This window comes from Sphingorhabdus profundilacus, from assembly GCF_009769755.1.
Taxonomy (GTDB): domain Bacteria; phylum Pseudomonadota; class Alphaproteobacteria; order Sphingomonadales; family Sphingomonadaceae; genus Sphingorhabdus_B; species Sphingorhabdus_B profundilacus.
In genome coordinates this window covers 904,199-926,607 of the sequence record NZ_SDWJ01000002.1, presented here as the reverse complement: position 1 = coordinate 926,607, position 22,409 = coordinate 904,199, and the positions used below count along the sequence as shown (strand labels likewise).

The 22,409-nt window shown below is 55.0% G+C and carries 25 protein-coding genes; 13 read left to right on the top strand and 12 right to left on the bottom strand.

Annotated features, from left to right (window positions below; translation table 11 throughout):
• Positions 1-51: 51 nt before the first annotated feature.
• Positions 52-558, bottom strand: a complete 507-nt coding sequence (locus EUU23_RS12190; RefSeq protein ID WP_160354351.1) for a hypothetical protein — start codon at positions 556-558, stop codon at positions 52-54.
• Positions 559-763: 205 nt separating this feature from the next.
• Here EUU23_RS12190 and rplU point away from each other — a divergent pair, with 205 nt between their 5' ends.
• From rplU to EUU23_RS12175, 3 genes are all read left to right on the top strand, one after another.
• Entirely contained in the window at positions 764-1,177 is a 414-nt protein-coding gene (gene rplU, locus EUU23_RS12185; protein ID WP_158901399.1) for a 50S ribosomal protein L21, read from the top strand.
• A gap of 33 nt (positions 1,178-1,210) precedes the next feature.
• Positions 1,211-1,480, top strand: a complete 270-nt coding sequence (rpmA, locus tag EUU23_RS12180; protein WP_160354350.1) for a 50S ribosomal protein L27 — start codon at positions 1,211-1,213, stop codon at positions 1,478-1,480.
• Positions 1,481-1,681: 201 nt separating this feature from the next.
• A complete protein-coding gene (locus EUU23_RS12175; protein ID WP_160354349.1) occupies positions 1,682-2,272 on the top strand; it encodes a GNAT family N-acetyltransferase in 591 nt (196 codons plus the stop codon).
• Here EUU23_RS12175 and EUU23_RS12170 read toward each other — a convergent pair.
• On the bottom strand, positions 2,260-3,186 hold the full coding sequence (locus EUU23_RS12170) for a metal-dependent hydrolase (protein ID WP_160354348.1): 927 nt from the start codon (positions 3,184-3,186) through the stop codon (positions 2,260-2,262). The genes EUU23_RS12175 and EUU23_RS12170 overlap by 13 nt on opposite strands.
• A 274-nt stretch (positions 3,187-3,460) precedes the next feature.
• On the opposite strand from EUU23_RS12170, the gene EUU23_RS12165 reads away from it, so the two are divergent.
• Complete coding sequence (locus tag EUU23_RS12165) at positions 3,461-4,102, top strand: TetR/AcrR family transcriptional regulator (RefSeq protein WP_246156448.1); 642 nt, start codon at positions 3,461-3,463, stop codon at positions 4,100-4,102.
• Positions 4,103-4,111: 9 nt separating this feature from the next.
• Here the strand turns inward: EUU23_RS12165 and EUU23_RS12160 are convergent, their stop codons facing one another.
• The 4 genes from EUU23_RS12160 to panC all read right to left on the bottom strand — a co-directional run bounded on the left by EUU23_RS12160 (position 4,112) and on the right by panC (position 7,708).
• Positions 4,112-5,092 carry an SDR family NAD(P)-dependent oxidoreductase gene (locus tag EUU23_RS12160; protein ID WP_160354347.1) on the bottom strand — a complete coding sequence of 327 codons (981 nt, stop codon included), beginning with the start codon at positions 5,090-5,092 and terminating at the stop codon, positions 4,112-4,114.
• Positions 5,093-5,166: 74 nt separating this feature from the next.
• Positions 5,167-6,378 carry a cation:proton antiporter gene (locus EUU23_RS12155; protein WP_160354346.1) on the bottom strand — a complete coding sequence of 404 codons (1,212 nt, stop codon included), beginning with the start codon at positions 6,376-6,378 and terminating at the stop codon, positions 5,167-5,169.
• Positions 6,379-6,464: 86 nt separating this feature from the next.
• Positions 6,465-6,761 (bottom strand): SEL1-like repeat protein, encoded by a 297-nt coding sequence (locus EUU23_RS12150; protein WP_160354345.1) that lies wholly within the window; start codon positions 6,759-6,761, stop codon positions 6,465-6,467.
• 107 nt (positions 6,762-6,868) lie between these two features.
• Positions 6,869-7,708, bottom strand: coding sequence for a pantoate--beta-alanine ligase (gene panC, locus EUU23_RS12145; protein WP_160354344.1), 840 nt, complete (start codon positions 7,706-7,708; stop codon positions 6,869-6,871).
• Positions 7,709-7,806: 98 nt separating this feature from the next.
• Between panC and EUU23_RS12140 the strand changes: the two genes are divergently transcribed.
• The 6 genes from EUU23_RS12140 (at position 7,807) to pdeM (ending at position 14,613) form a co-directional block, all read left to right on the top strand.
• A complete protein-coding gene (locus tag EUU23_RS12140) occupies positions 7,807-8,589 on the top strand; it encodes a division plane positioning ATPase MipZ (RefSeq protein WP_160354343.1) in 783 nt (260 codons plus the stop codon).
• Positions 8,589-9,002 (top strand): J domain-containing protein, encoded by a 414-nt coding sequence (locus EUU23_RS12135; protein WP_160354342.1) that lies wholly within the window; start codon positions 8,589-8,591, stop codon positions 9,000-9,002. Before EUU23_RS12140 ends, EUU23_RS12135 begins: the two co-directional genes overlap by 1 nt.
• A 33-nt stretch (positions 9,003-9,035) precedes the next feature.
• A complete protein-coding gene (pgmG, locus tag EUU23_RS12130) occupies positions 9,036-10,421 on the top strand; it encodes a phosphoglucomutase/phosphomannomutase PgmG (RefSeq protein WP_160354744.1) in 1,386 nt (461 codons plus the stop codon).
• A 6-nt stretch (positions 10,422-10,427) separates the two neighbouring features.
• Positions 10,428-12,833 carry a ligase-associated DNA damage response DEXH box helicase gene (locus EUU23_RS12125; RefSeq protein ID WP_160354341.1) on the top strand — a complete coding sequence of 802 codons (2,406 nt, stop codon included), beginning with the start codon at positions 10,428-10,430 and terminating at the stop codon, positions 12,831-12,833.
• 63 nt (positions 12,834-12,896) lie between these two features.
• Positions 12,897-13,850 (top strand): retroviral-like aspartic protease family protein, encoded by a 954-nt coding sequence (locus tag EUU23_RS12120; protein WP_160354340.1) that lies wholly within the window; start codon positions 12,897-12,899, stop codon positions 13,848-13,850.
• 58 nt (positions 13,851-13,908) lie between these two features.
• Complete coding sequence (gene pdeM / locus EUU23_RS12115; RefSeq protein ID WP_160354339.1) at positions 13,909-14,613, top strand: ligase-associated DNA damage response endonuclease PdeM; 705 nt, start codon at positions 13,909-13,911, stop codon at positions 14,611-14,613.
• Here pdeM and holA read toward each other — a convergent pair.
• The 4 genes from holA to EUU23_RS12095 are packed head-to-tail and all read right to left on the bottom strand — an operon-like array spanning position 14,610 to position 19,064.
• Positions 14,610-15,632: a DNA polymerase III subunit delta gene (gene holA, locus EUU23_RS12110; protein ID WP_160354338.1), complete on the bottom strand. Its 1,023-nt coding sequence runs from the start codon at positions 15,630-15,632 to the stop codon at positions 14,610-14,612. The two genes, pdeM and holA, sit on opposite strands and share 4 nt — an antisense overlap.
• A complete protein-coding gene (lptE, locus tag EUU23_RS12105) occupies positions 15,629-16,117 on the bottom strand; it encodes an LPS assembly lipoprotein LptE (RefSeq protein WP_160354337.1) in 489 nt (162 codons plus the stop codon). The genes holA and lptE overlap by 4 nt, the downstream gene beginning before the upstream one ends.
• Positions 16,114-18,630, bottom strand: coding sequence for a leucine--tRNA ligase (gene leuS, locus EUU23_RS12100; protein ID WP_160354336.1), 2,517 nt, complete (start codon positions 18,628-18,630; stop codon positions 16,114-16,116). The genes lptE and leuS overlap by 4 nt, the downstream gene beginning before the upstream one ends.
• Positions 18,631-18,632: 2 nt before the next feature.
• Positions 18,633-19,064: a DUF3576 domain-containing protein gene (locus EUU23_RS12095; RefSeq protein WP_160354335.1), complete on the bottom strand. Its 432-nt coding sequence runs from the start codon at positions 19,062-19,064 to the stop codon at positions 18,633-18,635.
• A gap of 247 nt (positions 19,065-19,311) precedes the next feature.
• Between EUU23_RS12095 and EUU23_RS12090 the strand changes: the two genes are divergently transcribed.
• The gene (locus EUU23_RS12090) at positions 19,312-20,067 is read left to right on the top strand and encodes a hypothetical protein (protein ID WP_160354334.1); all 756 of its coding nucleotides are present in this window, start codon (positions 19,312-19,314) and stop codon (positions 20,065-20,067) included.
• Positions 20,068-20,106: 39 nt separating this feature from the next.
• On the opposite strand, the gene EUU23_RS12085 is transcribed toward EUU23_RS12090, so the two are convergent.
• A complete protein-coding gene (locus EUU23_RS12085) occupies positions 20,107-20,610 on the bottom strand; it encodes a thiamine phosphate synthase (protein ID WP_246156447.1) in 504 nt (167 codons plus the stop codon).
• 59 nt (positions 20,611-20,669) lie between these two features.
• Between EUU23_RS12085 and EUU23_RS12080 the strand changes: the two genes are divergently transcribed.
• The gene (locus EUU23_RS12080) at positions 20,670-21,344 is read left to right on the top strand and encodes a YggS family pyridoxal phosphate-dependent enzyme (RefSeq protein ID WP_160354332.1); all 675 of its coding nucleotides are present in this window, start codon (positions 20,670-20,672) and stop codon (positions 21,342-21,344) included.
• 19 nt (positions 21,345-21,363) lie between these two features.
• On the opposite strand, the gene EUU23_RS12075 is transcribed toward EUU23_RS12080, so the two are convergent.
• Entirely contained in the window at positions 21,364-21,894 is a 531-nt protein-coding gene (locus tag EUU23_RS12075; protein WP_160354331.1) for a DUF4402 domain-containing protein, read from the bottom strand.
• A 102-nt stretch (positions 21,895-21,996) separates the two neighbouring features.
• Between EUU23_RS12075 and msrB the strand changes: the two genes are divergently transcribed.
• Positions 21,997-22,389 (top strand): peptide-methionine (R)-S-oxide reductase MsrB, encoded by a 393-nt coding sequence (msrB, locus tag EUU23_RS12070; protein WP_160354330.1) that lies wholly within the window; start codon positions 21,997-21,999, stop codon positions 22,387-22,389.
• Positions 22,390-22,409: the final 20 nt, after the last annotated feature.

Here is a 22,409-nt window from a genome sequence, read left to right as displayed (position 1 = left end):
CCGCAATAGAACATGAGGCAAGAAAATGCACTGGAGTGCTCATAGGAATAGCTATTCCCCGATCAACCTCGAAAGACGGGTAATTTCGGCATTCTGTGCCGTCAAATCTTCGGAAACCACCATTTGCGCGGCGTTCAACAGTGGGACAAGGGTCGTATCGGTCTTACCCCGTTCCGAAATAAGCGAATCAAATTCACGCATCACGGCGACCGAATCACTTCGCAGTTTATCCAGACGAGAAAGCTGAAGATGGGCCGCGACCCAGCTTTCCGACCCGGGCGAAGAACCTACGGCGTTGATAGCCTGGGCCTGAACCGCCGGTAACGCTTTTGCGAATGCTGTTTGGGCAATGCGGTGGCGCATATGCAAGGCATCAACTTTTGCGGCGTCAGCGACCGGTAGCGAGGAAGTTTCCATAACCGGGCTTTTGGGCGCGGTAATCGGGCCATTGCCTTCATAACTGCGCCGCGAAAGCGACGGGAAATCCCCCTCGGTCGCACTGCACGCGGCAAGCAAAGCAAAGGATGCAAAACAGGTGATGAACTTGGCGCAAGACATGTAGAGTGTCTAAGCTGCCGCCCGTTGGAGCGCAAGGCCTGTGCAACCGCGCCCAAAAGGCCGGAAAAGGCGTTGACAGAGGTGTTTTCCTATACTAGCTGCGCCCCTTCTTGCGTGGCCTGTCGGGATTCGCCGTCTGGTACCACGCGTGAGCAACCGCGCTCCTTAAAAAGCGCTAAGCTGTAGAAACGGATGAGTTAGAGCCATGTTCGCTATCGTGCGCACAGGCGGCAAGCAGTATCGCGTCGCCGCCGGAGATAAAATCGCAGTTGAAAAACTGTCGGGTGAAGCGGGTGACAAGATCTCGCTGGGTGATATATTGTTGGCCGGTGACGGCGACAAGGCGCAGGATGTAAACGGCCTGACGGTTTCTGCCGAAATCATCGCGCAGGAGCGCGGCGAAAAGGTGATCGTTTTCAAGAAGCGTCGTCGCCACAATTACCGCCGCAAGCAGGGTCATCGCCAATCGCTGACGCTTCTTCGTATCCTCGCCGTTGGCAAGGAAGAGAAGAAGGCTGCTGCACCGAAGGCTGAAAAGGCCGACGCTGCACCTGCGGCTGAAGCTGCACCCAAGAAAGCCGCTGCGCCAAAAAAGGCCGCAGCCAAGAAAGAAGCCTGAGCCCCGGCTCGGACAGCGCAAGGAGTTTAGACCATGGCACATAAAAAAGCAGGTGGTTCGTCACGCAACGGTCGCGATTCAGCAGGCCGCCGCCTCGGCGTAAAGAAGTTCGGTGGCGAAAGCGTCATCGGCGGTAACATTATCATCCGTCAGCGCGGCACGAAGGTATATCCGGGTGCCGGGGTTGGCCTTGGCAAGGATCACACCCTGTTTGCGCTCGTCGCAGGCCGCGTGCGATTCCACGCTGGCAAACTCGGCCGCAAATATGTGTCGGTCGACATGATGGCAGCCGCCGCAGAATAATCGGACAATCGATACCGGGTTGTCCAGACGGATGACCCGGAAATCGCAGAAGGTGGTTTCCACCTTTGAACAGGGAGACGGGTCATCCGGTCTCCCTTTCTTTTTACCTCTTCTCCCTGTTCTAACCCGTCCAATTGGGCAGATGTAACAGGATTGACGCTTTGTTCTGCAAAAGGCGGCGCCAAGAGCCGGAGAGAAATAATGTTCGCCAGAACCGAAAGATTATTGTTGAGGCCAAGCTGGCCCGAAGATGCAGCAAAGCTCCATCACGCCATTGCTGATGAGGGCATTGTCCGCAATCTCGTGCGCGCACCCTGGCCATATACCCATGAAGAAGCGGTGCAATTTGCAACCATGGATCATGACGAGATATTTCCGTCTTTCTTGCTCATGCTCCGCACCGATAATGCGCCCCGGTTGATCGGGGCATGTGGCCTTGGCCAGCATAATGGCGAAGCCGAGCTGGGCTATTGGATCGCACGGCCTTATTGGGGCTTGGGCTTTGCAACCGAAGCCGGGCGCGCCGTCATGGGTATTGCCAAAGCCATAGGCCATAAAAAACTGGTTGCAGGTCATTTTATCGACAACCCGGCCTCCGGCGGGGTTTTGCGAAAATTGGGGTTCCGCAGCACTGGAAAAAGCGAGCAACGCCACAGCAAGGGCCGCGACGAATCGATGACCTGCGCCTTGTACGAACGGTCGTTGGAGGACGCAGGCGTCGACGCCATGCCATCGTTTTCATCGCAGGCATTCAGCATCAGGGATTATTTTGAGAGGCTTCAGGCCGCCTGACGTGCAGGCGCGGCCACAGGTGCCGTGCTGCGCTTGCGGTATCCTGCGCGATTGGCCTTGATGGTGGCCAGATCAGCCTCGCCCTTTGCCAACAAATGGCGATCATCATGATCCCAAGGGTGGTAACCCGGGCGGAAAAACTCCGCCCATGGCCGCAAGACATTGCGCCCGATGCCGCCTTTGCCAAAGCCCGCCTTCATCACGTTTTTCAGCGCCTTCAAAAAGCCCACCCCATCCTGACGCAGCAGTTCAATTTGTCCCAACGTCCGGTTAATGAAAAAACTTGTGGTCACCGCGAGCATGAAAAAACTGCGTAGCATATAGCGACGTGGCGAACTCCATTGTGCGGTGGCGTGGTTCCATACGTCGAATGCCACGCCCTTATGTTCGACCTCTTCAACCGCGTGCCACAACCATAATTCAAGCATTTCATCGTCAACGCCGGATAGATGGGCAGGGTTTTTAAGCAATTCTGCTGCTATGATCGCGGTGAAATGTTCAATGCACATTGTTGCCGTCAGCTTGATGGTGTCGCTAGCGCCCTCAAAAACAGACACAAATGCCCTGATTTTACGGTCAAGGGGTGCGATGTCATAGCCTGCACCAATCAAGGCCTTGTTCATGGCGACATGTTCACGGCTATGCCCCGCTTCTTGTTCTATGAAGGCTTCGACTTCGCCGCGTAGAGGCTGGGGAACCCGTTCAACCCATGGAACCAGACTGCGGATCATGAACGTCTCTCCATGAGGGAACACCGCAGACAAGGCGTTGAAAAAGGCTGTTGCATAAGGGTCTTGCCGAACCCAGTGACGACCGCCCGAGACCGACGGTGCAGCGCGGAAATTGCGTGCAGTTATCATCGGCCGGTCATCGCGGGAAACAGCCTTGCGGATTGTGTTTTGGGTCGCATCCATACCCACTGACTACAGCGCGCGCATGAAATTCCGTTTAACGGCGGTGGTTAATGCAGCGTCAAGAAAGAGAAAATCACTTGTTTTTTATGGATTTGCTCAAAAATTTGGGTAAATTTAAATATCCGATGTTCACCAAAGCAATAATAGACAAAACGGGTTCTAGGTCGCAAGATATAGCGCGATAGACCCGCTCGTGCCAAGACACCTCTCTATAGCTGGGCTGCGTCAATGCAGGGCTGAATTCTATGGGTCAGATTGAAGGTAAACGTAATTAATGTCCGCAGAATCATCAAAAGTTGTACATATGAAAGACGTTGCCATGCCACGTCGCTTAACTCCCGAGGCTAGCCGGTCTGCGGCTTTGGAGGCGGCTCGCGAGCTTTTGCTCGAAGCCGGACCGCAAGCAGTGACTTTGAAAGCCGTAGCAGGACGAATCGGCCGGACGCATGCCAATTTGCTCCATCATTTCGGGTCGGCATCGGGTCTGCAGCGTGATTTGGCCGCCTATATGGGCAACAGTATCTGCGCTAAAATTGGCGAAGCCGTTTTCCAGATGCGGGGTGGCGCCATCACGCCGCTTGAGCTGGCTGATCTTATTTTCGACCATTTCGACCGGGAAGGCGCAGGCGCTCTTGCGTCCTGGATGCTGTTATCTGGCAATGAAGATGCGCTGGACCCTATTGTCGAGGCCATTCACAATCTGGTCGACCAAATTGCCGAAGATGGCCATGCAGATACCTCACTTCACGAACTGACACTCGAAATGGTCCTGATGGCGCTGGGTGATGCCTTGCTCGGCGGACCCCTGTCTGCATCCCTCGGCCTGCCACGCGAATCCGGACGTCAAATAGCCAGTCGAAAACTTGCCGCTTCATTTGATGAATGGCAGGCGCGCAGTCAGGCAGGCACCGATTAGGTCCCGACCCTAGAGGGCTTTATAATGGTTTAGATACCAGTCGGCAAATCGCTGGAGCCCCTCGGCCAGCATGACCTTTGGCTTATATCCAGTAAGCGCGTGCAGTTTGGAAACATCAGCATAGGTCGCGGTAACATCGCCTAATTGCATCGGACGCATGATCTTCACTGCTTCTTTTCCGATGGCTTTTTCTAATGTTTCGATCATGTCCATTAGACCCACCGGATGACTGTCACCAATGTTCAGCACCCGATGGTCGCCGCGCTGTGGGGGATTGTCCAAAGCCCCGATAATTCCATCAACAATATCATCAATATAGGTGAAATCTCGCGCCATCTGGCCATTGCCAAACACTTCAATAGATTCGCCTTTCAGAATTTTTTGCGTGAAGCTGAAATAGGCCATGTCCGGTCGGCCCCATGGGCCGTAAACCGTAAAAAACCGCAACCCTGTTTGCGGGAAACCATATAGCTTTGCATAGGATTGACTCATCAGTTCGCAGGCCCGTTTGGTTGCCGCATATAGCGAAACTGGATCCATCGCAGGCTCGTCTTCGGTAAAGCCGGCGCCGCCCATGGGCTTGTCCCCATAGACCGAGCTGGACGATGCGTAGACGAGATGTTCAAAACCTTCCGCATGGCGGCAAGCTTCCATCACCGACAAGTGACCTGCAAGGTTTGACCGTTCATAGGCGAAGGGATTTTCGATACTATAGCGCACCCCAGCTTGCGCTGCGAGATGGACAACCCTTACAACGCCATTTTCCCGAAGCAACTTTGCCATCGCCACGGAATCGGCAATGTCCAGGCGCACGAAGGTAAAGTCTTCTTGACCCGCAAATGTGGCTAATCGGGCTTCTTTCAACGCCGGATCGTAATAATCATTTACGATATCTACGCCGATCACTTTATCTCCGCGTGCCAACAGGCGGTGTGCCACGGCATGGCCTATAAATCCGGCCGCGCCGGTGACGATAATAGCTTGTTTCATGACATATCCTTATTGTCGTCAGCGGTGCGATTTCAGGTCCTAGCGTCCAGCCGGTAAAAATCCTGTTAGCGGCGCTAATCCGTTCGGGAAACAATCGATTTTAGATGTCGCAACTTTGGGGTGACCAGCGGTATGGTCAACATCGTGCTCCCGACTGCCATCAGCAAAAGGGCGGTGAAGGTTTCATTTGTTATAATTCCCTTATCCAGCAAGATGTTGGCAAATATGATCATAATGAGGGCTTTGGTCTGTAACAACCATCCGATCAGCGAAGCTTCACCCTTTTCCCATTTCAAAATTCGTCCGGCGATATGAATGCCGGCAAGTTTTCCTGCTACGGAAGCGAACAAAAGCAAAGCAGCGGCGCCGAACACTACGGTACCTCCTACATCCCAATTGGTTCGAAGGCCGGTGCTGAGAAAAAAGACGGGCATGATGGCCAGCAATATCGTGCCGCGAAAATCATCCATTCTTTTCTGGTCAAATAGCTTGGCGTCGAGCACCGCGCCTGACAAGAACGCGCCGACCATATAATGCAAGCCGGCCCAATCCGCCGCGAAACCGCACAGCGCCAACCAGATGAGTCCTACATACCAACGGTCATTTTCCCTGATTTTCAGCATCAACTGCCGCACCAGATAGGCCGCCACCGCAAATATCACGAGGAAGGCGCCCTGCCTGCCAATCCTCTCCCAATCGAGCAGTATGAGCGCAAGTACACCCCAGATCGCCACATCGTCGAGACTGGCATAGCGCAATATCCTCTGGCCTAACGGCTCGCGCAGGATTTCAAGTTTTTCCATTAATAATATCAGGATAGGCAGCGCGGTGACAGCGCATGCCATGCCGATTCCTATCACAACCTGCCAATATTCTCCCTTTGGTCCGGCCCATCCCTGTCCCGTTTGCAACAATATGATAGCTGCAATGCCGCCGGAAATAAGCGGTACGAACAATGCAAGTCCCGCGGTAACCCCGGTTTCCTTTCGCTTTTTCCACGCCTCGGACAAGTCCAGTTCAATGCCTGCCACCCAAACGAAAATCATCACGGCCCACCATGCAACGCCGTTCAGCGCGCCGATGACCTCGGGTCGAAATACAAAGGAATAATATTCAGGGAAAATGGCACCCATGATGCCGGGTCCCAACAAGATACCGCAGATGATCTGAACAACAACCAGAGGGGCATAATATTCGGTGCGGCACAGGCGCCAAATCAAAAAGGGCACCGCGAATATTAAAATCATCGCAATCAGATAGACTTCGGTCAACGTCATCTGAACCATTTAAACCTCCCCATGTTATCTGGGGCTGGGTCTAGCGAAACATGCTCGGGTTGAAAATGCCAATAGATATTTGTGGTGCAATTATATCAGGCTGCGCGGCGTTGATCGGTATGTTGCAGCCAGGCGCGGGCCTGACGCTGTGCCTCGGCAATTTCGCGCGCCGTCATATCGTCGGAGATATCGGCCCGACACATCATCGCTGCTTCACTACCGTTCAGTGCGGCAAGGTTAAACCATTTATGCGCCTCGATCAGGTCTATTTCAACACCGCCACCGGTGGAGTAAGCCATGCCGAGATCATAAAGAGCTTCAGCGCAACCTCGTGCCGCATCTGCTAAACGGCTTTCCATAAGAAAGGCCGAACTTTCGTAACTGTTTCCCATTTTCTGTCCCCATTTTTCCTCATGGAGACAACTTCGCGGATCATGGCTAACAAATGGTTAACAAAAACCGCGAAAATTACATCCGTTCCGGAGTGGGTCCATGAAATTCATAGGGCAATATTGTCGATCAGGCGGGTTTTACCAATTTTCGCCGCCGCTAGCAGTCGCGCGGGACGGCCATCATAGCCAGTCATCGCCTCTAATGTCACAGCATCCGCCAGTGTGAAATAATCCACATCTGAAAAACCTGCCGCCTTGATATCGGACATTGCCCGCGCGGTCGATTCACCTACCGCCTCGCCGTCCCGGATTGCCTGTGAGGCACCGATTAGCGCACGGGGCAAGGCAAGCGCCGATTGGCGTTCCGCAGGCGTAAGATATGCATTGCGCGAAGAAAGCGCCAAACCATCGGCATCGCGCACTATGGGTACACCGATGATGTTCAGGTTAAAATCCAGATCACGGGCCATGCGCCGAATAACCGCCAATTGCTGAAAATCTTTTTCGCCGAATAAGGCGACATCAGGTTCTATCTGATGGAATAATTTAGCGACGACCAGCGCAACGCCGTCGAAATGCCCCGGGCGCGAACCGCCGCAATATCCGGTGCTGGGGCCCGCGACATGAACTTGCGTTGCAAAGCCTTGCGGATACATGGTCGATGCATCCGGTGCCCAAAGCATGTCAACGCCGCAGGCGCGCAACACATCACAATCACGTTCCATAGTCCTTGGATAGGATTCCAGATCCTCATTCGGTCCGAATTGCGCCGGGTTTACGAAAATCGATACAATAACCGCATCGGCTTGCGCTTTGGCGGCTTCGACCAAAGCAAGATGACCGGCGTGGAGCGCACCCATGGTGGGCACCAAAGCAATCCTTCGCTTTATTATACGTAGTTCTGAAATGTAAATTCGCAGTGAGTCAAGCTGATTGATGATTTGCACGTACTGGTCGCCTTGGTTATTGGCTGTGTTCGCATGTCTATGAAAGATGCGGTTATCGCATATCAAGGCAAATATCGAACAGGGGTAATAATAGGCACATGGCCGGGGTACATCATATCGTTTTCGCGAATGAAAAAGGCGGAACAGGCAAGTCAACGACAGCGGTGCATGTGGCAATTGCACTCGCTTCGCGGGGCGCGCGGGTCGCATGTGTCGATCTGGATTCGCGTCAACGCACATTATATCGTTATCTCGAAAATCGGCGCGATACGATCAAGCGTCGTGGGATCAACCTGGCGATGCCCATGTTTGAAGTTTTCGAAAATGATTCGCAGGCCACCTTGGAAAGGCAGGTAGACCGGTTAAGTCAAGACAATGACTTTATGATTTACGATACCCCGGGCCGCGATGACAAATATGCACGTTTTGTTGCCACTAGAGCCAATACATTGGTGACGCCCATCAATGACAGTTTTGTCGATTTCGACTTGATCGGTCAGGTTGACGCAGAAAATTTCAAGGTCCGTCGCTTAAGCTTTTATGCCGAACTGATCTGGGAAGCCCGAAAGGAACGGGCAAAAGCGGATGGTGTCACGATCGACTGGGTTGTCGTTCGTAACCGACTACACAATATGGAGGCGCGCAACCAGCAGCGCATGACGGACGCCATCGCCGAACTGTCCAAGCGGGTGGGTTTCCGTTCGGTCCCCGGACTGAATGAACGCGTTATCTATCGTGAACTTTTTCCATCGGGCCTGACGCTGATAGACAAGGGCCATCTGGGCCAATTGGCCACCGCGCATATCGTGGCCCGACAGGAACTGCGTGAATTGGTCACCGGCCTTGCACTGCCCGAACTGAAAAGCGCCGTGCTGGCTTGATGCCTTTCCTTATCGCCCTTGTGATAGCGATGCTCGGCTGGGCGATCTGGAAGGGAAAATTGAAAATCGACCATTTTCTTCCCGTTATCATGGGGTTAGCGGGTGGATTTCTCGTATTGCGCGGAAATCTTGTGTTTGGACTGGGTGCCATAGCTGTCGCCGTGGCATGGTATCGCGGGTTAAATGGCCGGTTGCTCGGTTCTAAAAACAAGCAGAATGACCAAATAGTGACAGACAAGGCGCGATTGTTATTGGGGGTTTCCCGTTTCGACAATGCCGTGCGTATTCGAGAGCGGCATCGCGCGCTCATCACGCAAAATCATCCTGATATCGGGGGATCGGAAGACCGCGCCCGAGAATTAAATGAGGCACGCGACCATTTACTACGCGAACTTGAAAAATATACCCGTTAACCGGCCTTCGAACATATGACAGGAGTTACGACATTGACCCATGTTTTTCACCCTACCTCACTTCGCGAATATGATATTCGCGGGATCATTGACGAAACGCTGGGCGAAGACGACGCCTATGCCATCGGGCGCGGCTTTGGCACCTGCCTGGTCCGCGCGGGCGGCAAAAAGGCCGCAGTTGGCTATGATGGCCGGGTCAGCTCCCCCATGCTGGAAGAGGCATTGGTGCGCGGCCTGAATGACTGCGGCGTCGAAGTTGTCCGCATCGGCATGGGTCCGACACCGATGCTATATTATGCCGAAGCCATATTGGATGATGTAGATGGCGGCATTGAAATAACCGGCAGCCACAATCCCGCCAATTATAACGGCTTCAAGATGGTCCTTCAGGGCCGCCCGTTTTTTGGCGCGGATATCCAGAAACTGGGTGCCATGGCCGCGGCGGGCGACTGGGTTTCGGGTACAGCTACTTCGGAACATCTCGATATCCTTGACCAATATGTCGCCCGTGTTGCCCAGGCCGCGCCGGACAAGCCCTTTCGCATCGGTTGGGACGCAGGCAATGGTGCGGCAGGACCGGCGATTGAAAAGCTGGTGAAGATGCTGCCAGGTGAGCATTACCTTCTGTTTGTGGATGTGGATGGCCAGTTTCCCAATCACCACCCCGATCCTACCGACCCTAAAAATCTGGTCGATTTGCAGCGGCTTGTCGCTGAAAAGAAACTCGATTTCGGAGTGGCTTTTGACGGCGATGGCGACCGGATCGGTGCGATCGACGGCGAAGGCCGCATCATCTGGGGCGACCAGCTAATGCAAATCTATGCCGAAGATGTCCTTGGCGACGTGCCCGGCGCAACGATCATTGCTGACGTCAAGGCGTCGCAGGCGCTGTATGACCGGATCGCGGAATTGGGCGGGAAGCCATTGATGTGGAAAACCGGCCACAGCCTCATTAAATCCAAAATGAAGGAAACAGGGTCCCCGCTGGCGGGCGAGATGAGCGGGCATATCTTCTTCAAGCATGAATATTATGGCTTTGACGATGCCATTTACGCTGCGGTCCGCCTGATGGCGGCTTCAGCAAAGCTCGGCCAGAGCGTTACCGAGCTGCGCGGCGCGATGCCCGATATGATCAACACCCCCGAAATGCGGTTCCAGGTCGATGAAAGCCGCAAATTCGCCGTTATTGACGAGGTTCTGGCTCGGCTGTCGGCAGAGGGCGCAGACGTCAACAACACCGACGGCGCCCGTGTAAACACACCCGACGGCTGGTGGCTGCTGCGGGCATCGAATACGCAAGATGTGCTGGTCGCACGCGCCGAAGCGTCCAGCGAAGCGGGTCTTGACCGCCTGATGGCACAAATAGACGCACAATTGGCAGCATCAGGTCTGGAACGCGGAGAAACTGTGGGGCATTAAGCCCTTGTGACGCTCTCCCCTATCATCCGTAACTGGTTTGCCGCCCGGGGCTGGTCACCGCGGCGGCATCAGCTGGATATGCTCGACGCGGCGACACGAAACCGGCATGCCTTGCTGGTTGCCGCGACTGGAGCGGGAAAGACGTTGGCTGGATTTCTACCGACCCTGAATGCGTTGGTGACTGACCCTGCTGAAGGCCTCCACACGCTATACATCTCCCCGCTAAAGGCACTTGCCGTCGATGTCCGGCGCAATTTGTTGATACCGATCGAAGAAATGGGACTGGCCATCCGGGTGGAAACACGAACCGGCGACACACCGTCGGACCGCAAGCAACGGCAGCGGGTAAAGCCGCCGCATATTCTGCTGACGACACCGGAATCGCTGTCGCTGTTGCTCAGCCATGAAGACAGCGTGTTTCTGTTTTCAACACTGCAGCGTGTGATCATTGACGAGGTGCATGCCTTTGCCAATGGCAAGCGGGGCGACTTGCTCAGCCTGTCGCTCGCGCGGCTGCAAGCACTGGCACCGCAGATGGAGCGGGTTGCCTTGTCGGCAACGGTTGCGGATCCCGATGACTATCGCGCCTGGCTAGCGCCCGATGGTGACATCGATCTGGTACAGCTTGTGACCGGCGAGGCAGCGGCGGAACCGGACCTTGAAATCCTGCTGCCCCAGGGGCGGGTACCGTGGGCGGGGCATAGCGGCCAACATGCCATTCCCCAATTGATCGAGGAGATTGGCCATAACAATATCACGCTGATTTTCTGCAACACCCGCTTTCTGGCCGAATATATCTTCCAGAAGTTATGGGACGCGAATGATCCCAAATATGCGATTGGCATCCACCACGGATCGCTGTCGATTGAGGCCCGGCGCAAGGTCGAGGGCGCGATGGCCGAGGGAAGATTGCGTGCGCTGGTCTGCACGGCATCGCTGGATCTGGGCGTCGACTGGGGCGACGTCGACTGCGTCATCCAGATGGGCGCGCCCAAAGGCAGTTCCCGCTTGCTGCAACGTATCGGCCGGTCCAACCACCGCATGGACGAGGCGAGCAAGGCGATATTGGTGCCCGGCAACCGCTTCGAATATCTGGAGGCACAGGCCGCATATGATGCCGTCCGCGAAGGTGTGCGCGATGGCGAAATCTTTCAGCCCGGCAGCTACGATGTGCTGGCCCAACATGTCATGGGCCTTGCCTGTGCCGGTCCATTTGACGAAGCAGAACTGCTCGCCGAAGTGCAATCAGCCCTCCCCTATTCCGCGCTGGATGCAGGCACATTCCACCGCGTCATCGAATTTGTCGCAACGGGTGGCTACGCGCTCAAGGCCTATGACAAATTCCGCAAACTTGTTTTGCGAACCGACGGGAAATGGCATTTGGCGCATCCCAAATTCGCCACGCAGCACCGGTTCAACGCCGGAATCATCGTCGATTCCCCGATGCTTGATGTGCGTTTCCGCAACGGGCGCAAACTCGGCAAAGTGGAGGAGGGATTTGCCGCCACGCTGTCCCCCGGCAACCGTTTCACCTTTGCGGGCATGGCTTTGGAAGTTGAATCGATCAAGGATCTCGACCTGATCGTCCGCGCCTCGACCAAGCCTGCCAACACAATCCCCAGCTATATGGGCGCGCGGATGCCGCTGACGACCCATCTTGCCGACCGAGTCCGGCAGATGCTGACCGACCGGGCGGGTTGGGCCCGCTTCCCCGACGATGTGCGCGAATGGCTGGAGATGCAGGACTATCGCAGCCAGATGCCCGAAGCCGGACAGTTGCTGGTCGAAACATTTCCGCACGACAAGCGGCATTATATGGTGGCCTATCCGTTCGAAGGATGGAACGCACACCAGTCGCTCGGCATGTTGCTGACCCGCCGGATGGAAAGCCGGGGCCTGATGCCCATGGGCTTTGTCGCCAGCGACTATGCGCTGGGCGTCTGGAGCCTGAAGCCGATTACCGACCCGGCGCCGCTATTTTCCGCCGACATATTGGCCGATGAATTTATAGAATGGGTCGAAGGAAGCTATCTGCTCAAACGTGCATTTCGCGAGGTTGCTGTTATCAGCGGGTTGGTGGAACGGCAGCATCCGGGCAAGCGCAAAACGGGCAAGCAGGTCACCTTTTCTACAGACCTGATATATGACGTGCTCCGCAAATATGAACCCGACCATCTGTTGCTGGAGGCCGCTTGGGCGGACGCACGGGCGCGGCTGACCGATGTCGGGCGTCTTGGAAATCTGCTCGACCGCGCCGCCGACACGATGCTGCATGTTGATCTGGAACGGGTCAGCCCGCTGGCGGTGCCGCTGCTCGTGATGATCGGGCGCGAGAGCGTGGCGCAGGGGTCAGTCGATGACGAACTATTGCTGGAGGCAGAAAGTCTGGCCGAACTTGCGATGACCCCCTGACCCACTGGCCGCGACTTGTCGCTAGTCACAAACAGGCGTAGCATCGTGGCGGGAGAAGATGACATGAAACATCTGGTTTTAGGATTCCTCGTCATAGCGCTTGCCCCTGATGGTGCGGTGGCGCAAGATGTGTCGGTGCCCGCGACCGAAATGGCGCAAATCGAATTATTTGCAATGGACAAGACAGACCGGATGACGGTCCAGGTTCAGGTGAATGGCAGCGAAGCGGTGCCTTTCATTGTTGACACGGGTGCCGAACGGACAGTGATTGCCAATGATCTGGCCAAAAAGCTGGCTCTTGAATCGGGCCCGACGCTGACGCTTGCTACGATATCAGGGCAAATCCAGGTGAATTCCTTTTACATCGATAAATTGACCACCGCGACCGTTAATGTTGAAGGAATAGAGGCACCGGGGCTCGAACGGTCAAATCTTGGAGCCTATGGCTTGTTGGGAATTGACAGCCTCGAAGAAAATCGGGTGTTACTGGATTTCCTGAACCAAAAGATGGATGTTCTTATTTCGCAGAAAACACGCGGTAAGACAAAGCTTGAAAACGGAATGATCGTGGTCACCGCGAAAAAAAAGGCGGGCCGTATGATTATTTCCAGCGCCAATATCGACGGTATAAAGGTGGACATCATTTTGGACACAGGTGCCCAAAACAGCATGGCCAATCTTGCATTACGTGACAAGCTGCGCCGCAGGCACCGGAAGGATGATTTTGTCCCGGTGAAAATGTTAAGCGTAACCGGTGCCATCTTAAACGGGCAATTCACCCAATTAAGGCAAATTGAAATCGGCGGACTGGCGATCAATGACCTACCGATCACCTTTGCCGAAAACTACGCCTTTACCGCGCTCAAAATGAATGACAGGCCCGCAATCCTGCTGGGCATGGACGCGATGAAACTCTTTGACCGGGTGCTGATCGATTTTGGCAATCGCAGGGTGGGGTTTGATCTGCCGAAAAATGTCTGGCGCAATAGGCCGAAAGGGATGTCGATTAGGTACTGACCCCTACATTCCAGTGACGGCTTGCAACACACACTGATGCGCCGCATAGGCTGGCGCGATGAAGCGCATATTTGAATTTGGCGGTGATGCGTTCGAATTGGCAGGTGATGCGGCGCTTTATTGGCCCCGTCATGACGCATTGCTGGTATCCGACCTGCATCTGGAAAAGGCCAGCGCCTATGCGGCGGGCGGCCAGATGTTACCACCTTATGACAGCCTTGCCACCATTCAGGCCCTCGCTTCTCTCTCCCAAATATTCCGGCCGGCCCGGATCATATGTCTGGGCGATAATTTTCACGATATTGGAGGGGAGAAGCGTCTTGGCAGCGATGCCGCCGATATTCTGTCGGATCTAATCGGGTCGACCAAATGGGTCTGGATCACGGGCAATCATGACCCTGTAGTTGAGGGCCGTTGGGGCGGGGTGTCGGTTGCAGAAATGAAACTCGGTGACATCCTGTTACGCCACGAAGCCACAGCCGGTGAAGCCTTGCCTGAAATATCCGGTCATTTTCACCCGAAGTTCCGGCAAGTGCTGCGCGGGCGAATGATATCGCGCCGCTGCTTCGTCAAAAGCTCCCGCAAGCTGATCATGCCCGCATTCGGGACGCTTACCGGCGGAATGGATGTGCATGAAGCCGCGATTTTAAAGGCCTGTGATCTCGCCGATGGTGAAAATGCCGATGCGATGATTCCTGTTCACAATGGTTTCACCCGGTTCGTGCTGAAGCCTGATCCAAATTTGTCGATGGTCCGCCGCTAACCGCGGCGGGCCGCAGCGCGGGCTATACGGATTAGTTCCTCTTCCAATATGGTCATTGCCAAATTTTCGCGCACACTCATCAGTTTCGATTCCACATCAAGCAAATGGGCATTCAAGCCGGCCAGTCGCATGGATGGCCAACGGGACAGCTGCTTGACGAAATCATCTGCCTCTTTCCAGAAAATGGATCGCGTTGCTTTCACAACCGCGCCGGGATTGGACCCGCTGTCCACTTTGGCCCTGAGTGATGCCAACAAAGTCACCCGTCTTTGTAAAGCCCGCACGATGCGTATGGCATCCACGCCCATTTCGCGGGCGGCAACCAATTCTCGGCCGGTGGCGCGTAATTCCCCGCCCATCACCTGATTGACCAGTCCGCCCACATTCTCTTCCCCGGTTTCCGCTGACAAAGCTTCAAAATCGGCAATTTCAACGGTGGCCGGCCTTTGCGGTGATGCGTCATAGAACAGCGACAGCTTCACGATCTCGGCGTGCGCCAGTTTACGGTCCTGACCGGTATAACGGGCAATCCGTGCCGCAAGGCTGCGGTCAATCTTCAACCCAAGTGTAGATGCATAAGCCATGGCCGCAGTCGCTGCATCACCTTCTTCGGGAAGATAACAGATATGGGACAGTGCCCTGGGGCTGCCTTCAACCAATTTGCGTAATTTGCTGCTTTTGGCGAGATTCCCGGCCACGGCGATCACCGGATTTGCCACACCGTCAAGCGCCAGCAGATTTTCGACCGCCGCCACCCCCTCTTCGCGCCGAAAATTCACACGGAGGTAGCGTTTGTCGCCGAAGAGCGACAGCGACGTGGCTTCATCGGCCAGAAGAGCAGGGTCATTCCTGATCCGGTCGCTGTCTATGTCGATCCGTTCTGCGCTATCCAGTTGTGCAGCCATCTGGCTGGCAATATCGGCAATGGCAGATTCGTCCTGTCCGAATATGAAGAAAAGCCGGATATCGTCCCGTGTTGTGATTGCTCCAATGAAACTGCGTTCTTTGGCGTTGCTCATTCGCCGCCTGCGTAAAGTGACAGGCGGGTGACAATCTGGTCAGCAACACGTTGCGTCAAATTTTCGAGCGCGGTGTTTTCGCTGGCGATTGTGGCATATTCGGAACTGACAACATCGATCCCGGCATCCGCGCCCGCCGTTGCATCCAGAACAGTTTCACCGGTTGAACGGATGATTAGCTGATATCGGGCACGTAATGTGCGCCGTTCGCGGGTAACGGTATCATCGGCGCGGACGCCAAATCCTTCGATCTGGTCATCAAGTGTTACCACCAGCCGGAACCGGCTATCATCGCCTTGCGCCAATCCCAGCCGGTCATTTAGCGCATTGCTCATAAGCCAGCCATTTTTGCCCTGAATGGGTTCAACGGCGATGCTTCCCAATGTCGAGGCGACCGCGCCTTTCGATCCGCCACTATAGAGCGGCCGCAAACCGCATGCCGATAGTATCAGACTAAAAATAACCAGGGCAATTAAGCGTTTCATAGGACGATGTTGACCAGCCTGTCGGGCACCACAATGACCTTGCGGATTTCCGCGCCGTCAATGGCATGCTGAACCTTTTGGCTGGCGAGTGCAAGCGCCTGCATTTCGTCCTGACCCAATCCTTTGGGTACAGTCAATGTTTCGCGCAATTTGCCCCGCACCTGAATCGCAATCGTCACTTCGTCTTCGACCAAAAGTGCAGGGTCGACTTGGGGCCAGGGCGCGTCTGCGATCAGCCCCTGTCCCAATTTCGTCCACGCTTCTTCGGCCAGATGCGGAACCATCGGGGCGGACAACAGGATGATCGTCCTGATGGCGGCATCGCGTGATCCCGAAGGGGCTGCCTTTTCAATGGCGTTGGCCAGATCATAGATTTTGGCTACCGCCTTGTTGAACGACAGAGCCTCAATATCAGCGCCTATACCGGCAATCGCCTGATTCATTTTGCGTAACAGTGCCTTGTCTTCGCCCTGCGCGCCGCTGACTTGCCCGGTCAAGCGCCAAAGACGCTGGACAAAGCGCCAGCAGCCTTCGATCCCGGATTCCGACCATTCCAGGTCGCGTTCGGGCGGGCTATCGGACAGCATGAACCAGCGCACGGCGTCGGCCCCATATTGGTCGACAATATCATCTGGATCGACGACATTTTTCTTGGACTTCGACATTTTCTCAATCCGGCCGGCCGTCGCTGGTGCGCCGGTGTCAACGACCGTCCAATTGTCGGCAGAGCGTTTCACCTGCTCCGGACTTAGCCATTTTCCGTCCGCATCCTGAAAAGTCTGATGCGTTACCATGCCTTGCGTGAACAGTGAGGCAAAAGGCTCCTTCACATCAATCAACCCGATATGATTGAGCGCCCGCGTCCAGAACCGGGCATAAAGCAAATGCAAAATCGCATGTTCAACGCCGCCAATATATTGCTGAACCGGCAACCATTTTTCGGCAACGGCGCGGTCAAATGGCTTGGAACCCGGCTGGCTGGCGAAACGGATGAAATACCAGCTCGAATCCACAAAAGTGTCGAGCGTATCGGTCTCGCGCCGCGCGGCTTTTCCGCATAGCGGGCAATCGACCTTGCTCCATGTCGGGTGGCGGTCCAGCGGGTTGCCGGGGATATCGAATGTCACATCATCGGGCAGCTTCACCGGCAACTGCGCTTCGGGAACCGGGACCGCGCCGCAGCTTTCACAATGGATGATCGGGATCGGCGTGCCCCAGTAACGCTGGCGGCTGACGCCCCAATCGCGCAGGCGATATTGTGTTTGGCCCTTGCCCCACCCTTCGGATTCCGCCTTGGCGATCACATCGGCCTTGGCCTGTTCGACCGACAGTCCGTTCATCCAGTGCGAATTCACAATGGTACCCGGACCGGTATAGGCGACATCGCCGGTAAAGTGACTGTCGCTCATGTCACCGTCCGACACGACGCGGATGACGGGCAGGTCATATTTACGCGCAAAATCAAGATCACGCTGGTCATGCGCGGGGCAACCGAAGACCGCACCCGTGCCATATTCCATCAGCACGAAATTGGCGACGTAAACGGGCAAATGCCAACTGGGGTCGAGCGGATGTTCGACCGTCAGACCGGTATTAAATCCCTTTTTCTCCGCCGTTTCGATATCTGCCGCTGTGGTGCCCCCCTTGCGGCACTCTTCGATAAAGGCGCGCAATTCCGGTGCATGGGCCGATAATTTTTGCGCGACCGGATGATCGGCGGCGATGGCGACGAAGCTGGCGCCAAACATCGTGTCGGGCCGCGTTGTGAAAACGTCGATGCCATCCCCGTTCGATGCGGGAAAGGCAAAACGGAGCGTCAGCCCCTTGCTGCGCCCGATCCAGTTTTCCTGCATCAAACGCACTTTGTCAGGCCATTGATCCAACGACGAGAGGCCTTCCAGCAATTCGTCGGCAAAATCGGTGATTTTCAAAAACCATTGGCTTAGCTTGCGGCGCTCAACCGGCGCACCGGATCGCCAGCCTTTGCCATCAATGACCTGTTCATTGGCCAGCACCGTCATGTCGACCGGATCCCAATTTACCGCAGATTCCTTGCGATACACCAGACCTGCTGCATAGAGCTTCAGGAAAAGGGCCTGTTCATGGCCATAATATTCCGGCTCGCACGTTGCCAGCTCGCGGGTCCAGTCAATCGCAAAGCCCAGCCGTTTCAATTGCGCTTTCATATTGGCGATATTGTCGCGGGTCCAGCCGCCGGGATGGACGCCCTTTTCCATCGCAGCATTTTCTGCCGGCATCCCGAACGCATCCCAGCCCATGGGATGCAAAACTTCATAGCCGGTCATGCGCTTATAGCGCGCCAGCACATCGCCCATCGTGTAATTGCGGACATGGCCGATGTGAATCCGCCCGGATGGATAGGGAAACATCTCGAGCACATAGCTGCGCGGCTTGGGAGAAGCGTCGTCGGCGACGAAACTCGCCTGATCTTCCCAAATCTTCTGCCACCGCGCGTCGGCGACGTGCGGGTTGAAACGATCAGGCTGGTTCATAATTATCCGCTAATGGCAGTACGGCGCAAATCGCGGGCCTTGGTGAGAATAATCGCTTCCATTTTCTGAACCGTAGCGGCGCGTAGTGGCGCGGCGACCCACTGGCCATTTTGCGATATCTCACGGCTGCCCGCCACCCGCAGCGCATCAGCGCGCAGATCCTGATCCAATATTGAAATCGTCAATTTGATTCGTTCGCCCGGGCTTTGCGGGTTTACATACCAGTCGGTCACAATCACGCCGCCCGCCGAATCGGTTTGCACCAGGGGCATAAACGATAATGCATCCAGCGACGCCCGCCACAGATAGCTGTTCACCCCGATGGTAGTCACCTGACTTGCGGCAAGATCGGCTTTCGGACGCATGACGCCGCCACAGGCAGACAGCAGCAATGAGCCGGAGGCGAGAATGATTGCCGAGCGAGAGATACGCATAATAAGTCCTTGAACGATGGAAAAGTAAGAAACCTCTATAGCGCCTTGCTGGCTTGAGCAAGCTTTCTGGCTGCTGAACCGGAGGTGATGAATGACCGGGTCGGGCCGGTCAGGATTTCGGTTTGTGGACAACGGGCAACATATTGGGAAAAATTGCATTGTTAGAAAGAAACTTTGGTAACTGGCCTTTCGAAATTTGTGAATCATGTCTATACGTAGTGCGAATAGGAGTCGTTTTCGCGCGATCATGTCCGCAACTAAGCCTTTCTGGCGAAAAAACGCCGTTTTTGCAGCTGCATTGCTTGCGTCGGGGTCGCTTGCCCTATCGCCTTTGGTTGTGCCGGCTTTTGCGGCCGACGCAATGGTGAAGTCCAGCCTTCCATCAAATGACTGGCTGAATACATTCACGCCCGCCGGCGTCGACAGTCGGCTGGCAGGGAAATTTGCCGAGCCAACAGCTGCCGATAATAGCCGTTTTCCCTTCACGCTTGCCGGCAGGGACGCAAATCGCAATCGCACGATCATCGTTGCCGCGCGCGCAAATTCACGTTTGACAGCTGGAGCCGTTTCGGTTCGTAGCGCCATTGCCGCAACTGAGCCAGGCGCTGGCAAGGCTTTGCGCCTCTCTACCATCGACTATCGTTTGACTGCCGCCAAAGGATGGCAGGGCTTCACTTTGACGACTGCACCTAAATTATCTGCAGTAACACCGCTGGGCGAACTTGGCCGGGGTAATTTCCGGCTTGAGGATAGCGCAAAGAAAACGGGCAAGTTTAGCGCCAATATCAAGCTTGATCAGCATAAGGAAGCTGCTCCACCTGCGCGCGGTAGTGCGTCAACTGGCGACTATAAGTTGGATGTTGGCGGCAGCTTCTCAATCAGTCGGAAGATCGACCTGACCGCAGGTGTTCGCTATACCAGTGAAAATGACCGTGCGATGCCGATCACTGATAACCGCAAAGACAATGAAGCAGTGTATGTTGGCACCAAAATCCGCTTCTAGTCGGTAAATTCAAAAAATTTTACAGCAAACTTTGGGTGTTTACGGCTTTAGCCCGTCTATTGCAGCCCATCCGTGGACAAGGCGTGGATTTAACATACCTGCTTTTTGACGGGTAACACCGCCCAATGCGATGACTTTTGCGCCACCGGCGCGCGCTGCTATTCTGTTCAACATTGGCAATCCCATCGGGCGCGCGTCAGGGTGGCTTTTCGTAGAAAATATCGGTGAAACCAAAATCATTTCGCAGTTATAGCGCCGGGCGCGCGCCAATTCGCGCCAGTCATGAACGGCGGCGCTTTGCAACATAGCGGAACGGTTGACGCTTCTCTGGTGAAAACCATCCGCATGCCAGCGCATGGCGTCTCGCTGATTGCCCGCAAGCAGGACAAGATGACCGCGTTGACGGCAAATATGTGTGATCTGCCGAAACAAGGCGCGCCTTTGCTTTACTTCCAGCGCATAATGGCGAAAAATCACACCCGAGCCAAAGGGCAGTTTACGAACCGCCGCCAGCAATTTGCCGCCAAAACGCGGGTCAGTCATCAACCAGATTTTTGGAAGGGGGTGGCGGCGGCGCATCCATTTGCCTATAGCGCTGCGTCATGCAAGCAACAGCTGAAAATCCAAATCAACGTCTGGTCGAAATCAAATCGCAAATGGCGGCGGCCGCAAAAGTTGCAAATCGTGATGCGCGACATGTGACGCTTATCGCGGTTTCAAAAACGCGCACGATTGAGGAAATTGAGCCGCTTATTGCATCAGGGCAACACGTTTTCGGAGAAAACCGGATACAAGAGGCTGCGGGCAAATGGCCGGAGATGAAGGCGCGCCACGCCGACATTCAACTCCATCTTATTGGACAGTTGCAATCGAATAAGGCGCAAGAGGCTGTGTTGCTTTTTGATGTCATTCATTCGCTTGACCGGCCTTCATTGGTAACCGCGTTGGGTAAAGCCATGCGCGATCAAGGGCGACACATCCCTTGTTTTATTCAAGTTAACATTGGTGCAGAAGATCAAAAGGGTGGTTGCGACATTGATGCGCTGCCTGAAATGCTTGAATTGGCCAAAAATGAAAATATCAAAATAGCAGGCCTGATGTGCCTGCCGCCAGCAGAGGTTGAACCTGCCCCCTTTTTCGCGCTGCTGGAAAATTTGGCCGCCCGCCACGGCCTTACCGGTTTAAGCATGGGCATGTCGGGCGACTTCGAAACAGCCATCATGCTTGGCGCGACCCATATTCGGATTGGTACAGCTTTGTTTGGAGAGCGTGTTTAAAGCATGATTTTACCGGCGCTTATTCATATTGGGCGGTGATCGGTATTCGCGCACGAAAGGTTCCTGAGGCGTTACCTCGGATTATCAATTTGCCGCCGAACGAGAAATCGAGACGGCCTTGCTGATCAAGACGGGAATTACCGATCAGACTTGTTCGCAAGTCGGCTATTTCAACCAACCCGCCCGTTGATGACGTCATGCGGGCAGTTGTAGGCATATCTATTCGGACCAAACGCCCTGGTTCGCCGCGAACTATTGCGGTTCCTGCAAGCGCCGAGCCGCCCAGGTCGACAATTCCTCCATTCATCCGCCGACTGCCATTGCTGGGATCAACCTCAATCTGGCCGCCACCTGAATGCGAAAGGGCGGCACGGCTGAAATCCAGCTTGGTTGTGATTTCGATAGAGAGCGGAATGTCATGTCCGGTACTTTTATCAGTTGCACCATCTGTCGCTTTGCACAGCAGGCAAGGCCCCTCCCCCGCCGCCAAAAGCAACGGTAAAAGCCCCAACGCCGCCAAAGCGCGTAACTTATGACCTGGTCCTGTCATAGCTTGTTCACCATAACGGCTTCATGGTAAAGGACAGGTTAAATCGGCCCCTTGATCGCGCGTCATGACCCACCATATCCTGTATCTGAAAGGCCCTGAAAGATGAAAAAAATTGACAAAACCGATGCCGAATGGCGAGCGGAGCTTGACCCTGTGCAATATCATGTCCTGCGGGAAGCAGGCACAGAACGTGCATTTGCGGGCAAATTGACCGACGAGAAGCGCGAAGGCGAATTTCGGTGCGCCGGATGCGGGACCGCATTGTTCATATCCGATACCAAATTTGACAGCGGGTCAGGCTGGCCAAGCTTTACAGCACCTGCCGATCCTCTTGTCGTTGAGGAACATCGCGACGTATCGCACGGCATGATCCGTACCGAAGTCCGCTGCGCCGCGTGCGAAGGGCATTTGGGCCATGTTTTCCCCGACGGCCCCGGCCCGACTGGTCTACGCTATTGTATCAACAGCGCGGCACTTGAATTCGATCCGGAATAACTTGGTCCTTGTCGGCGAAT